At 70.1% G+C, this 13,239-nt stretch carries 12 protein-coding genes; 5 read left to right on the forward strand and 7 right to left on the reverse strand.

The genetic code is table 11. The features are described 5' to 3' along the window. Positions 1-34: 34 nt before the first annotated feature. Positions 35-2,383, reverse strand: a complete 2,349-nt coding sequence (parC, locus tag ETO60_RS09805; RefSeq protein ID WP_130005207.1) for a DNA topoisomerase IV subunit A — start codon at positions 2,381-2,383, stop codon at positions 35-37. A 110-nt stretch (positions 2,384-2,493) separates the two neighbouring features. On the opposite strand from parC, the gene ETO60_RS09810 reads away from it, so the two are divergent. Continuing rightward, a complete protein-coding gene (locus ETO60_RS09810) occupies positions 2,494-3,012 on the forward strand; it encodes a type 1 glutamine amidotransferase domain-containing protein (protein ID WP_130005209.1) in 519 nt (172 codons plus the stop codon). Between the two features lie 69 nt (positions 3,013-3,081). Here the strand turns inward: ETO60_RS09810 and ETO60_RS09815 are convergent, their stop codons facing one another. The 3 genes from ETO60_RS09815 to ETO60_RS09825 are packed head-to-tail and all read right to left on the reverse strand — an operon-like array spanning position 3,082 to position 5,481. Beyond that, positions 3,082-3,396 (reverse strand): 2Fe-2S iron-sulfur cluster-binding protein, encoded by a 315-nt coding sequence (locus tag ETO60_RS09815; protein ID WP_130005211.1) that lies wholly within the window; start codon positions 3,394-3,396, stop codon positions 3,082-3,084. Further along, positions 3,396-4,511: a cysteine desulfurase family protein gene (locus tag ETO60_RS09820; RefSeq protein ID WP_255416997.1), complete on the reverse strand. Its 1,116-nt coding sequence runs from the start codon at positions 4,509-4,511 to the stop codon at positions 3,396-3,398. Before ETO60_RS09820 ends, ETO60_RS09815 begins: the two co-directional genes overlap by 1 nt. Further along, positions 4,501-5,481 (reverse strand): cysteine desulfurase family protein, encoded by a 981-nt coding sequence (locus ETO60_RS09825; protein WP_234026434.1) that lies wholly within the window; start codon positions 5,479-5,481, stop codon positions 4,501-4,503. The genes ETO60_RS09820 and ETO60_RS09825 overlap by 11 nt, the downstream gene beginning before the upstream one ends. 166 nt (positions 5,482-5,647) lie before the next feature. Between ETO60_RS09825 and ETO60_RS09830 the strand changes: the two genes are divergently transcribed. Next, positions 5,648-6,304, forward strand: a complete 657-nt coding sequence (locus ETO60_RS09830) for an alpha/beta hydrolase (protein ID WP_130005215.1) — start codon at positions 5,648-5,650, stop codon at positions 6,302-6,304. Positions 6,305-6,320: 16 nt separating this feature from the next. Here ETO60_RS09830 and ETO60_RS09835 read toward each other — a convergent pair whose 3' ends face one another. Then, on the reverse strand, positions 6,321-6,542 hold the full coding sequence (locus ETO60_RS09835) for a hypothetical protein (RefSeq protein WP_130005217.1): 222 nt from the start codon (positions 6,540-6,542) through the stop codon (positions 6,321-6,323). A 109-nt stretch (positions 6,543-6,651) separates the two neighbouring features. Between ETO60_RS09835 and ETO60_RS09840 the strand changes: the two genes are divergently transcribed. From ETO60_RS09840 to ETO60_RS09850, 3 genes are all read left to right on the forward strand, one after another. Further along, positions 6,652-7,110 carry a DUF3597 domain-containing protein gene (locus ETO60_RS09840; protein WP_130005219.1) on the forward strand — a complete coding sequence of 153 codons (459 nt, stop codon included), beginning with the start codon at positions 6,652-6,654 and terminating at the stop codon, positions 7,108-7,110. Between the two features lie 62 nt (positions 7,111-7,172). Then, positions 7,173-9,020, forward strand: a complete 1,848-nt coding sequence (locus ETO60_RS09845) for a DUF885 domain-containing protein (protein WP_130005296.1) — start codon at positions 7,173-7,175, stop codon at positions 9,018-9,020. An 82-nt stretch (positions 9,021-9,102) separates the two neighbouring features. Next, positions 9,103-10,692, forward strand: coding sequence for a hypothetical protein (locus ETO60_RS09850; RefSeq protein ID WP_199798875.1), 1,590 nt, complete (start codon positions 9,103-9,105; stop codon positions 10,690-10,692). Positions 10,693-10,743: 51 nt separating this feature from the next. Here ETO60_RS09850 and ETO60_RS09855 read toward each other — a convergent pair whose 3' ends face one another. Both ETO60_RS09855 and ETO60_RS09860 read right to left on the reverse strand, forming a co-directional pair. Beyond that, positions 10,744-11,265 (reverse strand): DUF937 domain-containing protein, encoded by a 522-nt coding sequence (locus ETO60_RS09855; RefSeq protein WP_130005221.1) that lies wholly within the window; start codon positions 11,263-11,265, stop codon positions 10,744-10,746. Between the two features lie 229 nt (positions 11,266-11,494). Further along, complete coding sequence (locus tag ETO60_RS09860; RefSeq protein WP_130005223.1) at positions 11,495-13,099, reverse strand: phosphoenolpyruvate carboxykinase; 1,605 nt, start codon at positions 13,097-13,099, stop codon at positions 11,495-11,497. Between the last annotated feature and the right edge of the window lie 140 nt (positions 13,100-13,239).

The raw sequence follows: 13,239 nt of genomic DNA on the forward strand, positions 1-13,239 counted from the left end.
ACGCCGGGGGGCGCCGCGCGCGCCGTTCGGCGGTTCAGCCGAACCGGTTGTCGCGCGGAAAGCCGTTGGGCGGCATGCGGCCCGTCCCTCCGCGCGCAACCTTCCACTGCCACATCTCCGTCTCGGTGCGGGTGCGCTCGCCCTTGCCGCCCATGGTCCATGACAATCCGTCGTCCATGCGGAACGAGGTCGCGTCGGCAAGCCCGCCGTCGCGGTAGCGTTGCAGCTGCACGCCCTGACCCCGCTCCATCAGCGGCAGCTCGCCCCGGTGGAACACCACCAGCTTGCGGTTCTCGCCCGCGACTGCGATGTGATCGTGGGCAGGGTCCATGATCCGCACGACCGCCAGCCGGCCATCCTTGACGTTGACCACCTGCCGCCCCTTGCGCGTCTCGGCGAGGAGGTCGGCCATCCGCACCGCGAAGCCCCGCCCCGCTGATGAGGCGACCAGCAGTTCGGCGTCCGGCTTGTGGATCAGCGCGGCCACGATCTGCGCTTCGGGTTCAAGGTCGACCATCGCCCGCACCGGCTCGCCGAACCCCCTCGCACCCGGCAGGCGGTCGCAGCGCAGGGTGAAGAAGCGACCGCCGCTGGTGGCGAGCACCAGCTTGTCGGTGGTCTGGCCATGGAGCGCGAAGGCCGGGCCGTCACCCTCCTTGTACTTGAACGCCCCGGCGCCGGCGGCGCCGAGGTCCAGATGCCCGCGCGCCGCCCGGATCCAGCCGCGCTGCGACAGGATGATCGTGATCGGCTCGCGCTCGATCATGGCCTCGGCGCTGTACACGGCGGTCGGCCGTGCCTCGGCGATGGTGGTGCGCCGGCGGCCGAGCGGGGTGTCCTCGCCATACTCCTTGCGCAGCTGGCGCAGGTCGCGCTTGAGCCGCGCCTTCTGCTTGCGCGGGTCGGCGAGCAGCGCCTGAATCTCGTCACGCTCGCGCTCGAGCGCGTCCTGCTCGCGGCGCAGCTCCATCTCCTCCAGCCGGCGCAGGCTGCGCAGGCGCATGTTGAGGATCGCCTCGGCCTGCCGGTCCGTCAGCGCGAACTCGGCCGTCAGCGGCGGCTTGGGCTCGTCCTCGGACCGGATGATGGCGATCACCCGGTCGAGGTTCAGGAAGGCGACGATGTAGCCGCGCACCAGTTCCAGCCGCCGGTCGATTTGCTCGAGCCGGTGGCGGCTGCGCCGCTGGAGCACGTCGATCTGGCTGAGCACCCAGCGTTCGAGCAGCTCCTTGAGGCCCAGCACCATGGGCGTGCGCCGGGCGTCGAGGACGTTGAGGTTGAGGCCGAACCGCACCTCCATGTCGGTCAGCCGGTACAGCGATTCCTTGAGCAGTTCCGGGTCGACGTTCCGGCTGCGCGGAACGAGGACGATGCGGATGCGCTCGTCGCTTTCGTCCCTCACGTCCTCGAGGATCGGCAGCTTGCGGTCGGCGATGGCGGCCGCGATCTGCTCGATCAGCTTGCTCTTGGGCACCTGGTAGGGAATCTCGCTGATGACCAGCTGCCACTGGCCGCCACCCAGATCCTCCAGCCCGCTGCGCGCCCGCGCCAGCGCCTCCTCGCGCTGCCGCTCGCCGCGCAGCGCCTCCGCCGCCTGCACGCCTTCCTCCGAGTGGAACCGGCCGCGCAGCCGGAACGAGCCGCGGCCGGTCTCATAGGCCTGCGACACCACCGCCGGGCTGTCGACGACCAGTCCGCCCGTGGCGAAGTCCGGCCCCTTGAACACCTCCATCAGCCGGGCGTGCGCCACCTCGGGATCGTCGATCACCAACAGCGTCGCGTCGATGATCTCGGCGACGTTGTGGCTGGGAATGTTGGTGGCCATCCCGACCGCGATGCCGCTTGCCCCGTTGGCGAGCAGGTTCGGGAACAGGCCGGGGAAGATGTCCGGCTCCTGCTCCTCGCCGTTGTAGGTCGGAATGAAGTCGACGGTGCCGTCGTCGAGCCCGTCCATCAGGCGCAGCGCCGTGCGCGTCAGCCGCGCCTCGGTGTAGCGGTAGGCGGCGGCATTGTCGCCGTCGATGTTGCCGAAATTCCCCTGCCCCTCGACCAGCGGATAGCGCAGGGCGAAATCTTGGGCGAGGCGCACCATGGCGTCATAGACCGACGCGTCGCCGTGCGGATGATACTTGCCGATGACATCCCCGACCACCCGCGCCGACTTCTTGAACGGATCGGCCGGGCTGAGCCGAAGCTGGCGCATTGCCCACAGGAGCCGCCGGTGAACCGGCTTCAGCCCGTCGCGAAGGTCGGGCAGGCTGCGCGCGGTGATGGTGGACAGCGCATAGACCAGATAGCGCTCGGACAGGGCGGAATCGAACGGCGCATCGATGATGGCGTCGGCAGCGGGTGCGCCGGCGGGGGGCAGCTCACGGGTCGGCATGGCGCCGGGCTTATCACCGGGGCGGCCCGGCGACAAATGCGGAACGAGGCCTCGCCCCGGGCCGTTTGTAGGTCCATAGAGGCGCGCCCGCGCGAACACCGGAGAGACCCATGAGCAAGACCGTGATGATCCTGGCCACCGACGGTTTCGAGCAGTCCGAGCTGCTGAAGCCCAAGCAGGCGCTGGAGGACGCCGGGTTCCGCACCGAAGTGGTCAGCCTCGAGGCGGGGGAGATCAAGGGCTGGGACGAGGATGACTGGGGCGAGCGTGTTCCCGTGGACCGCACCCTCGCTGATGTCGATGCCGACGATTATGCCGCCCTGCTGCTTCCCGGTGGCCAGATCAATCCCGACACGCTGCGCGCCGAGAAGCGGGCCGTCGATCTCGTCAGGGCGTTTGCGGAGGCGGGAAAGCCCGTGGCGGCGATCTGCCACGCGCCGTGGCTGCTGATCGAGGCGGGGCTGGTGCGCGGCAGGACCGTGACCGGCTATCCCTCGATCCGCACCGATCTTGCGAATGCGGGCGCCAATGTCGTGGATCAGGAGGTCGCCACCGACGGCAACCTCATCACCAGCCGCAATCCCGGCGACATCCCCGCCTTCAGCCGGGCGCTCATCGCCATGCTGTAGGACAGCCGGGTGAGCCAGCCGGCCTGAGCGCCCTCGGGCGGGCAGGGTCCGGCCACGCGCCGCGCGCCGTCAGGTGCCCGGCGGCAGGGCGACCTCCAGCCCGTCGAGGTCGTCGGTCACGACGATCTGGCACGACAGCCTGCTCGTGCGGCAGGCATGCGGCGCGAGATCGAGCATGTCCTCCTCGTCCGCACTCGCGGGAGGCAGGCGGTCGAACCAGTGCGCGGCGACGATGACATGACAGGTGGCGCAGGCCATCTGCCCCTCGCAAGTCCCTTCCAGCGGCAGACCCGCCGCCTGTGCCGCGCGCAGCAGCGTGTCGCCGCCGTTCGCCTCGATCACGAGATGCTCTCCTGCGGCCGTGGTGAAGCGGAGCCGCGCCATCAGACGCCCTGCTCCGCCGCAGCGGCGTTGAGGATCGCGGCCGCCTCCTCCAGCTCCTCCATGGTCGTGTAGCGGCCGAGCCCGAGGCGGATGGAGCTGCGCGCCTCCGTATCGTCGAGCCCGATGGCGCGGAGCACGTGGCTGGGGCGGCCGGACCCGCTGGCGCAGGCGGACCCGGCGGAAAACATGAGCGTGCGGCAGTCGCTCATCAGCCGCGCGACATCGAGTCCCTCGCGCCGGAGGTTGAGGTTGCCGGGCCACCGGCGCGCCAGGCTGCCGTTCCAGTGCCAGCCGGCGAACAGGGTCAGGGCGCGGGCGAACAGGGTGCGAAGATGCGCCTCGTCCTCAGCCATCCGGGCGTGCGCGAGCGCCGCCGCAGCGCCGAAGCCGGCGCACAGCATGGGGCTGAGCGTCCCGGAGCGAAGCCCCTCCTGCGCGCCGCCGGTGCTGGTCGAAACCAAGGCAACGCCGTCCCGCACCCAGAGCGCGCCGATGCCTTTCGGACCATAGAGCTTGTGCGCGGAGATGGCGATCATGTCGGCATCTGCGGGGGGCAGCTTGCCCGCGCCCTGCACCGCGTCCACGAGCAGCAGCGCCCCGTCGCGGCGGGCACGCGCAAGGACGGCGGCCATGTCCTGCACCACGCCGATCTCGTTGTTGACCTGCATCACGGCCAGCAGCGCCGGCGGGCGCGCAAACGGGTGCTCGGGGTCGAGCAGCCCCTCGCTATCGACGGGCCAGATCTCCGTGTCACCCGCGGACCGGGCGGTGTCGAGCACGCAGGCATGCTCGGTTGCGCCCGCCATGATCGCCGGACGCTCCTGGGCGGCGGCGAGGCCGCGGATGGCCAGGTTGACCGCTTCGGTCGCACCGGCGGTGAAGATGACCCTCCCGCCCGGCGGGAACAGCGCGGCCACCTGCTCGCGCGCCACCTCCACGGCGGCGGCGGCCATCCGCCCCATGCGGTGCGGGCTGTGCGGATTGCCGAAGCTTGCCTCGCCCGGCCCGCCCATCCAGCGCAGCATGGCCTCGCGCGCTTCGGGCGCCAGCGGCGTCGTCGCCTGGTGATCGAGGTAGATCGCCGGCCGCCGGCCCGCGGGTCGGCTAGAGGCCACGCCACAGCTCCACGAAGCGGCCGAGTTCGTCCGCGGTGGTGTTCCACCCGATGCTGACGCGGATGGTGCGGGCGGCCACGTCCTCCGCGATCCCGAAGCCGGCGAGCGCCCGGCTGCGCTTGAGTGTGCCCGAGGAGCAGGCGCTGCCGGCCGACACGGCGACGCCGAGCGCGTCGAGCCGGATCAGCTGCGCCTGGGCGCTGAGCACGGGATGGGCGACGGCGAAGATGTGATCGCACTGCCGGCCCGGGCCGAGCAGTTCGGCGTATGCGGCCAGCGCGTCGGCAAAGGCGGCGCGCTCAGGCGCCGTGGTCGCCCACGTCTCCTGTCCGCCGGCCTCGAGCGCCGCCGCCATGCCGAGGATGGCCGGCAGGTTCTCGGTGCCCTGGCGATAACCCCGCTCGTGCCCGCCGACGGGGTGCAGCATGGCGAAATCGCGGACGAGCAGCGCGCCCGCCCCGATCGGACCGCCGAACTTGTGCGCCGAGACGACCGCCATGTCGCAGTCGGGAAGGGCGTGCCGGCCCGCCCCTTGCGAGCAGTCGCTGAGCACGCGGCCGCCCGCCGCGCGCACGGTGGCCGTGGGAAAGGCTGCGTCGGCGGAAGAGAGGATCGTCCCGGTCTCGGAGTTGATCTGCTGCACGGCGACGAGGACCTGTCCGCCGCCTGCCAGGAGGGCCTGCAAGGCAGCCTCGTCCGGCCCGCCGTCCCGCAGCGGCAGCACCTCGGCAGCGGGTGCGGCGCGGAACACCGCCTCGTGCTCCACCGCGGAGACGACCCGGCGTGTCGCTCTGGCGCGGTTGAGGGCGATGTCCAGCGCCTCGCTCGCGCCGGAGGTGAAGATGACCTCGCCCGTCCAGCCGAGCGCGCGCTTCACCCGATCGCGCGCGTCCTCAAGACTGCGCCGCGCGGCCCGTCCCTCGGCGTGGGGGCTGGACGGATTGGCCCAGACGCTGAAGCCCTCCTCCATCGCCGCCCTGGCCTCGGGACGCAGCGGGGTGGTGGCGGCGTGATCGAGATAGATGCGGGACAGACGCCGGCTCCGGCACGAGAATTGCGAAAAAGCGACAAGCGCCTATATAGCGCGCCACCTTGCGGCCGCCAGCCGCCACCCGCAACTGTGGAACAGCCAGCGCATGCCCTCCGTCATCTTCCCCGGTCCCGAAGGCCGTCTCGAAGGCCGCTTCTCGCCCCCGCGCCGTCCCCGTGCGCCGGTGGCGATGATCCTGCACCCGCACCCCCACGGGGGCGGAACCATGAACGAGCGCATCACCCAGCACCTCTACAAGACCTTCGTCGACCGCGGCTTTGCCACCCTGCGGTTCAATTTCCGCGGCGTGGGCCGCAGCCAGGGCAGCTTCGACAACGGCATCGGCGAGCTGTCGGACGCGGCGTCGGCCCTCGACTGGGTGCAGTCGATCCACCCGGAATCGCAGACCACATGGGTTGCCGGGGTCAGCTTCGGGGCGCTCATCGGAATGCAGCTCCTCATGCGCCGGCCCGAAATCCGCGGCTTCATCTCGGTGTCCGCGCCGGCGTCGATGTACGATTTCACCTTCCTGGCGCCGTGCCCGGCCAGCGGCATCTTCATCCACGGGGCGCAGGACACGGTGGTGCCCCCCGCATCCGTGACCAAGCTCGTCGAGAAGCTGCGGCAGCAGAAGCACATCACCATCCATCACGACGAAATCCCGCGCGCCAACCACTTCTTCGAGAACGAGATGGAGGATCTGGGCCGCTCGATCGACAACTACCTCAACTTCCGGCTCGATCCGTCCTGCCCGATCCGCTGATCCGCGGACGCGGCGATCAGGGAGGCGGCGCGCGGCCCCGTTCATCACCAAGGCGGCCGAGCGGTGTCGTGCCGTCGGCCGCCGGAACCGTCCAGATCGCGACATTGACGAGCGCAACCACCGCCAGCAGCACCATCAGCAGCGGCTGACGCACCGCGCCCGTGCGGCGCCACAGCACGAACGCCCCTCCGAGCAGGGCAAGGGCGGCCAGCATCACCAGCGACAAGACCCAATTCATTCCTCGCCCCTTCCGCCTCGACGCTCATCGCCGGCCCATGCCGGAACCGCGCCATCTCCGGCAGCGTTGCCCGCACAGTCAAGTCCATCACCGCCAGAGGATTTTCATCATGGGCATTTTCGGATCCATCAAGAACGCCATCTTTGCCACCTTCGATTCCGGCAAGGGCGGCGCGAAGCCAGGCACGACCGCTGGCACCGGAACGACGGGCACGCAGCCGGGTGTCAGCGGCAGCGCGCCGCAGGCGGCAGGCGGCGCCGCGGCGCAGGGCCAGACTGCATGGGCGCAGGCCCCCGTGACGCAGCCCAGCCCCGCCAGCCAGGTGGATGTGGAGCAGCGGCTGGACTCGATGCCGGGCGCCGACAAGCTCAACTGGCGCACCTCGATCGTCGACCTGATGAAGCTGCTTGGCATCGATTCGAGCTACGAGAACCGCAAGGAGCTGGCGCAGGAGCTTGGCCGCAGCAATTACAGCGGGTCGGCCGAGGACAATCTGTGGCTGCACAAGCGGACCATGCAGGAACTGGCGGCCAATGGCGGCAAGGTTCCCGCGCAGCTGCTCGACTGACCCGCAGCAAGACGACCTCATCCGATTGACAGCGCGCCGTGGCGGCGCCCATCCTTGCCGCCATGGTGCCCTGCCCTTCCCTGACCCGCCGCCAGGCTCTGCTTGGCCTTGCCTCCACCGCGGCTCTCGCGCTCCCGGGATGCGTGACGGGGCAGCCCGGACACGCGTTGGCAACCGCCACCGATCCGGGCGCCCTGCTCGACAGCGTCGCCTTCAACCTGCTGCGGCACGAACCGGCCCGCGCCACCGGGGCGGGCGTCGACACGGGCGAGCACGCTTACCTGCGCGGCCGCCTCGGCGACACGAGCCTCAGCGGACAGGCCGCCTATGCCGAGCAGTTGCGCCGCGACCTCGCCCGCGTGCAGGCCGTGCCCCGCGCCGGGCTGGCGGCGGACATGATCACCAACCTCGAAGTCGTCGAGAGCGGCTACGCCACCGCGCTGGCGGGTTTTGCCCTGCCCTATGGCGATGTGGCCGTCGGGGGATGGCGCAACGCGCCCTATGCCGTGATCCAGAACGTCGGCAGCTATCTTGACCTGCCGCGCTTCATGGACGCCGATCAGCCGCTCGCCAGCGCCGAGGATGCCGAGCATTACCTGGCCCGCATCCTCGCCGTGCCGCGGGTGCTCGACGGCGAGCTGGAGCGCATCCGCCATGCCCGCGGTCTGGGCGTGATCCCTCCGGCGTTCCTGCTCGACAAGGCGATCGCGCAGATGACCGCCACGGCGGAGCAGGCCAGCCAGGGCGCCTTCCTGGCGCGCGCGTTCCGGGAACGGCTGACGCGGGCGTCGCTGCCTCTCGCCCATGCCGACCGGGCGGAGGAGGCGGTGCGGGGGCCGGTGCTGGCCGCTCTGCTGCGCCAGCTCGAGGAGCTGCGGCAAGAGCGCCGGCAGGCGAGCGACGCACCCGGCATGTATGCGCGGCCGCATGGCGAGGAATGGTATGGCTGGGCCTTGCGGGCGAGCACCACCACGACGCTCGGCCCGGAGGCCGTCCACCGGCAGGGGCTGGAGGAGCTGGAGGCGCTGCACGCGCGCATGGACCCGATCCTGCGCCGGATCGGATACACGACCGGGTCGATCGGCGCGCGGATGCAGGCGCTCTCGCGCGATCCGCGCTACCAGTTTCCCGCCGGCGATCCGGGCCGGGCGGAAATCATGGCGGTGATCGAGGACCGGATCGGCTGGATCCGGGCGCAGATGCCGCGTGCCTTCCGCACCCTCGTCGATCCGCGCGTCGAAGTGCGCCGGCTGCCGCTGTCCGAGGAACCGGGGGCGCCCGCCGCGTATGGCGGAGCGGGCAGCAAGGATGGCAGCATTCCGGCGCGCATGTGGATCAACCTGCGGACCACCGATCTTCACCGCCGCTACGACCTGCCCGATCTCGTGTTCCATGAAACCCTCCCCGGCCACGTGTGGGAGGGCGAGTATTCCAACCGCCTGCCGCTCATCCGCTCGATCCTCGCCTTCAACGCCTTCTCCGAAGGCTGGGCGCTCTATGGCGAGCAGCTTGCCGACGAGCTTGGGGCCTATGACGCGTTCGAGGTCGGCCGCCTCGGCTATCTTCAGGCGCTTGCCTTCCGCGCCTGCCGGATGGTGGTCGACACCGGCCTCCACGCGAAGGGCTGGAGCCGGGCACAGGCGGTCAACTTCTTCGTCGAACGCAACGGTTCCAAGCGGGAGGAGGTCGAGAGCGAGGTCGACCGCTATTGCTCCTGGCCGGCTCAGGCATGCGGCTACAAGCTGGGCCACTCGCAGATCGTGGCGATGCGCGACCGCGCCCAGGAGCAGCTGGGCAGCGCCTTCGACCTGCGCGATTTCAACGACGCCATCGTGCTCGGCGGCAACGCGCCCCTCGACGTCATGGCGCGCAATGTCGACCGCTACATCGCGCGCGCCCGGAGGCGCTGAGGGCGCGTCCCTTCTCCGGGTGGCGCGGCTTGACTCGCGCCGTCGCGACGTGCCAGCCTGTTGGCCGGGGGGGAAACACGTCATGCGGTTGATATTGTTGCTCGTAGCGGCGCTGTTCGTCACGGGTCCGGCGCACGCGCGCTGGCACGAGGCGCAGAGCCAGCATTTCGTCATCTACGCCAACGACCGGCCGCAGGACGTGCAGGCCTTCGCCGAGATGCTGGAGAAATATCACGCCGCTCTCCAGTATCTGAGCGGCCGGCCCGCCGCTCCGGTCAGCCCGTCGAACCGGGTGGTGATCTTCGCTGTCGGAAGCGAACGGCACATGGAGCGCATGGCCGACGGCAACCCCTTCGTCGCCGGCTTCTACATCCCGCGCGCGGGCGGCTCGCGCGCCTATGTGCAGAACATCGCCCTGCGCCGCGACCGGGTGGACTTTTCCGTCAAGGTGCTGCTGCACGAATACGCGCACCACTTCCTCATGGCCCAGAGCCGCTTCGACATGCCCCGGTGGATGAGCGAAGGCGCGGCCGAATTCTACGCCTCGGCCCTGTTCCCCGACAGCGGACACGTCTCGCTCGGCCGGCCTGCCGCGCACCGCGCCCAGGAAATCCTCGAGGCGCCGAACATCCCCATCCGCCACCTCATTGATGACGGCCGGTCAGGCACCAAGCCCCGCAACCTCATGATCGGCTTCTACGGGCAGAGCTGGCTGATGTACCACTACCTCATGTTCGCGCCCGAGCGGCAGGGACAGCTGGACGCCTATGCGCGCCACCTGATGGCCGGAACGCCATCGGTGAAGGCGGCGGAGGCGGCGTTCGGCGATCTCGACGCGCTCGACAAGGAACTGACACGCTACGCCCGCGCGCCGCGGATGATGTCCGTCAACCTGTCCCCGGAACGTCTGGGTCCGATCCCGGCGGTGCGCGTGTCCCCGCTGGCCGAGGGCCACGCGGCCGCCATGCCGCTCATCATGCGCTCGCAGCGCGGGGTGAGCAAGCGCGAGGCGCCGGGACTTGCCGCCTCGCTGCGCAGGATCGCCGAGCGGTATCCGCAGGATGCGCAGGTGTTCGCGGCCCTCGCCGAGGCCGAGTTCGACGCCGGAAACGATGCCGCCGCCATCGCCGCGGCCGACAAGGCCATCGCGCTCGACCCGTCCATCGCCAACGCCTACGTCCAGAAGGGCTACGCCCTGTTCCGGCAGGCGCGGGACGCGGGCGACAAGGACGCGGCCTACGCCGCCGCGATGGCGCCGTTCACGCAGCTCAACCGGCTCGAGAACGACCACCCCCTGCCGCTGATCTACTATCATCGCAGCTTCTCGGAACGCGGCGCGCCGCTGACGGAGAGGGCGCGCCACGCGCTCGAACGCGCGGGCGAACTGGCGCCGTTCGATCGCAGCCTGTGGCTCGACATCGGCCTCATGCAGGCCGAGGAAGGCAAGCGTGACATGGCGGTCGCCAGCCTCGCATCCGTCGCCTACAGCCCGCACCCCGATCTCAGCAGCAAGCAGGCACAGGCCATCATCGACGCGATCAACGCCGCTGGCGACGGGGCCTTGCCGGATCTCAGGGCGCTGATGACGTCGGTCGCCCAGGCCGAGAAGGATGAGAAGGCTTCGGACGATCGCGCCCGGTCGGCGCATCGCCGCGCACGCCACCCGAACTGAAACGGGCGGAGAGGCCTCGCCCCTTTCGACAGCCGCGCCCGCGCCGCCGGGCTAGCGCGCCAGCCCTTTCACGACGGCGCCGAGGATGCCGCCCAGCCCGGCCCCGGCAGCGCCGGATCCGCTGCCGGGCTGCTGCCGGCCGCCCTGCTGCATCAGCATTCCGATCGCCGCCATCGCAAGGATCGGGAGCATCTTCTTGAGCAGCGTCTGGTCGAGCCCGGATACGGCCGAGGCTTCCTGCGTGACAGACCGGCTGACATCCTTGCTGCCGAAGATCGACCCGAGGATGTCGTTGCCCTGCTGAACCGGGGTCGGCTGGGCGCCCGTCACGGCGTCGAGCAGGCCGCCGCCGCCGCCGAACCCGCCCAGGATGGCGGACAGGCCGCCAAGGCCGCCCGGTCCGGCCGGAGATGCGGCCGCGCCCGCACCGCCCGCCGCGCTCCGGCCCAGCCCCGCCACGATGGCCGGCAACAAGGCGGCCGCCCCGCTGCGGGCGGTCTGCTCGTCAATGCCAAGCTCGCGCGCCATGCTCGGGACGACGGGTGAATTGAGAAGGCTCTGGGCAAGGGACATGGCGGGACCTTGTGCTGGTTGAAGGAACGGACAGCGGTGCCTCGGCTCCGCTCGTCCTTTCCAACGCGCAGCGCCCGATCCCTTTCCCGGCCAAGAGGCGCGCCGCTCCGCGCGGCGTCAGAGCACGTCGCGCCGCCATTGACGCACCGATATGCGACTTGCAGGCCTGGTGGAGCGCCCCCGCTCCGGCGTCACGCCGGGCGGGGATCTCCTCTCCAAACCGTTGCCGTCAGGCCGCCTGCGGCGCCGCCTTGCGGACACCTTCGTCGACATGGTCGGCGAACTGCGCAAAATTGTCGACGAACAGCTGCACCAGCTTGCGGGCCGCTTCGTCATACGCCTCGCCATCCGCCCAGGTCGTGCGCGGATCGAGGATGGACTGGTCGATCCCCAGCGCCTCGAGCTGCGGAACGGACACCGGAACCTCGAAGCCGAAGTGGCGGTCGCGGCGGAACTCCGCGTCGTTGAGCGACCCGTCCAGCGCCGCGTTCAACAGCGCGCGGGTGGCCTTGATCGGCATGCGGGTGCCGGTGCCGTACATGCCTCCGGTCCAGCCGGTGTTCACCAGCCAGCACGACACCCCGCCAGCCGCTATCCGCTCCTTAAGGAGGTTGCCGTAGACCGAAGGATGGCGCGGCATGAAGGGCGCGCCGAAGCAGGTGGAGAACGTCGCCTCCGGCTCGGTCACGCCCATTTCGGTTCCCGCCACCTTGGCGGTGTAGCCCGACAGGAAGTGGTACATCGCCTGATCAGGCGTGAGCCGGGCGATCGGCGGGAGCACGCCGAAGGCATCAGCGGTCAGCATGACGACGTTGGACGGCACCGGTCCGAGGTTTTCCGCCGAAGTGTTGGGGATGAACTCCAGCGGATAGGCCCCGCGGGTGTTCTCGGTCTTGCTGTTGTCGTCGAAATCGATCTCGCGCGTCTCGGGGTCGACGACCACGTTCTCCAGCACCGTGCCGAACCGCTGCGTGGTGGCGTAGATCTCGGGTTCGGCTTCCGCGGACAGGCGGATCATCTTGGCATAGCAGCCACCCTCGAAGTTGAACACGGCGGTGTCCGACCAGCCGTGTTCGTCATCGCCGATGAGGGTGCGGCTCGCGTCCGCCGAGAGCGTCGTCTTGCCCGTGCCCGACAGCCCGAAAAAGACCGCGGTGCGGCCGTCCGGCCCCACATTGGCGGAGCAGTGCATGGGCATCACGCCCTTCGCCGGCAGCAGGTAGTTGAGCACGCCGAACACGCTCTTCTTCATCTCGCCGGCATACTGCGTGCCGCCGATCAGGATCAGCTTCTCGGTGAAGTTGACCGCGATCACCGTTTCGCTGCGGCAGCCGTGGCGGGCAGGATCGGCCCGGAAGCTCGGCAGGTCGATGATCGTGTATTCGGGCGTGAAGTCCTCGAGTTCGGCCCGCGTGGGACGCACGAGCAGGGTGCGGATGAACAGGTTGTGCCAGGCCAGCTCGTTGATGACGCGGACATTGACGCGGTGCTCGGGCTGCGACCCGCCGAACAGGTCGGCCACATACAGCGTCTCCTTGTCGGCAAGCGCAGCAAGGAAATCTTCCTTCAGCGCCGCGAAGTGCTCGGGACCCATGGGAAGGTTGACCTTGCCCCAGGCCACGCTGTCCGCGGTCTGCGCATCGCGGACGATGTACTTGTCCTTGGCGCTGCGCCCGGTGTGCTTGCCGGTGTCGACGACCAGCGGGCCGCCCTTCGCGAGAATGCCTTCGCCGTTGCGCAGGGCATGCTCCACCAGCTGCGGCGTTCCCAGGTTCGCCTCCACCTTCGCCCGGGTCGAAAACCCCTGATCCGCCAAAGACTTCGCCAGCGTCATCGTCGATCTCCTTGCGGCCACGCGGCCACTCCCGCCACGTCGCCCGCGCATCCGCAGCATACGAATGCGGCACCTGTTTGGCTGTGCCCGTAACGCGGCCGGATGGACAGGTCAAACCGCATGCGCACGGCGTCCGGGAC

Source organism: Qipengyuania thermophila, assembly GCF_004153605.1.
GTDB lineage: Bacteria > Pseudomonadota > Alphaproteobacteria > Sphingomonadales > Sphingomonadaceae > Qipengyuania_B > Qipengyuania_B thermophila.

Coding starts and splice junctions, on each gene's coding strand:
- ETO60_RS09840 (WP_130005219.1), top strand. CDS start 6,652: ATGGGCATTTTCGGATCCATCAAGAACGCCATCTTTGCCACCTTCGAT.
- ETO60_RS09850 (WP_199798875.1), top strand. CDS start 9,103: ATGCGGTTGATATTGTTGCTCGTAGCGGCGCTGTTCGTCACGGGTCCG.
- ETO60_RS09830 (WP_130005215.1), top strand. CDS start 5,648: ATGCCCTCCGTCATCTTCCCCGGTCCCGAAGGCCGTCTCGAAGGCCGC.
- ETO60_RS09815 (WP_130005211.1), bottom strand. CDS start 3,396: ATGGCGCGGCTCCGCTTCACCACGGCCGCAGGAGAGCATCTCGTGATC.
- ETO60_RS09860 (WP_130005223.1), bottom strand. CDS start 13,099: ATGACGCTGGCGAAGTCTTTGGCGGATCAGGGGTTTTCGACCCGGGCG.
- parC (WP_130005207.1), bottom strand. CDS start 2,383: ATGCCGACCCGTGAGCTGCCCCCCGCCGGCGCACCCGCTGCCGACGCC.
- ETO60_RS09835 (WP_130005217.1), bottom strand. CDS start 6,542: ATGAATTGGGTCTTGTCGCTGGTGATGCTGGCCGCCCTTGCCCTGCTC.
- ETO60_RS09855 (WP_130005221.1), bottom strand. CDS start 11,265: ATGTCCCTTGCCCAGAGCCTTCTCAATTCACCCGTCGTCCCGAGCATG.
- ETO60_RS09810 (WP_130005209.1), top strand. CDS start 2,494: ATGAGCAAGACCGTGATGATCCTGGCCACCGACGGTTTCGAGCAGTCC.
- ETO60_RS09825 (WP_234026434.1), bottom strand. CDS start 5,481: ATGGAGGAGGGCTTCAGCGTCTGGGCCAATCCGTCCAGCCCCCACGCC.
- ETO60_RS09845 (WP_130005296.1), top strand. CDS start 7,173: ATGGTGCCCTGCCCTTCCCTGACCCGCCGCCAGGCTCTGCTTGGCCTT.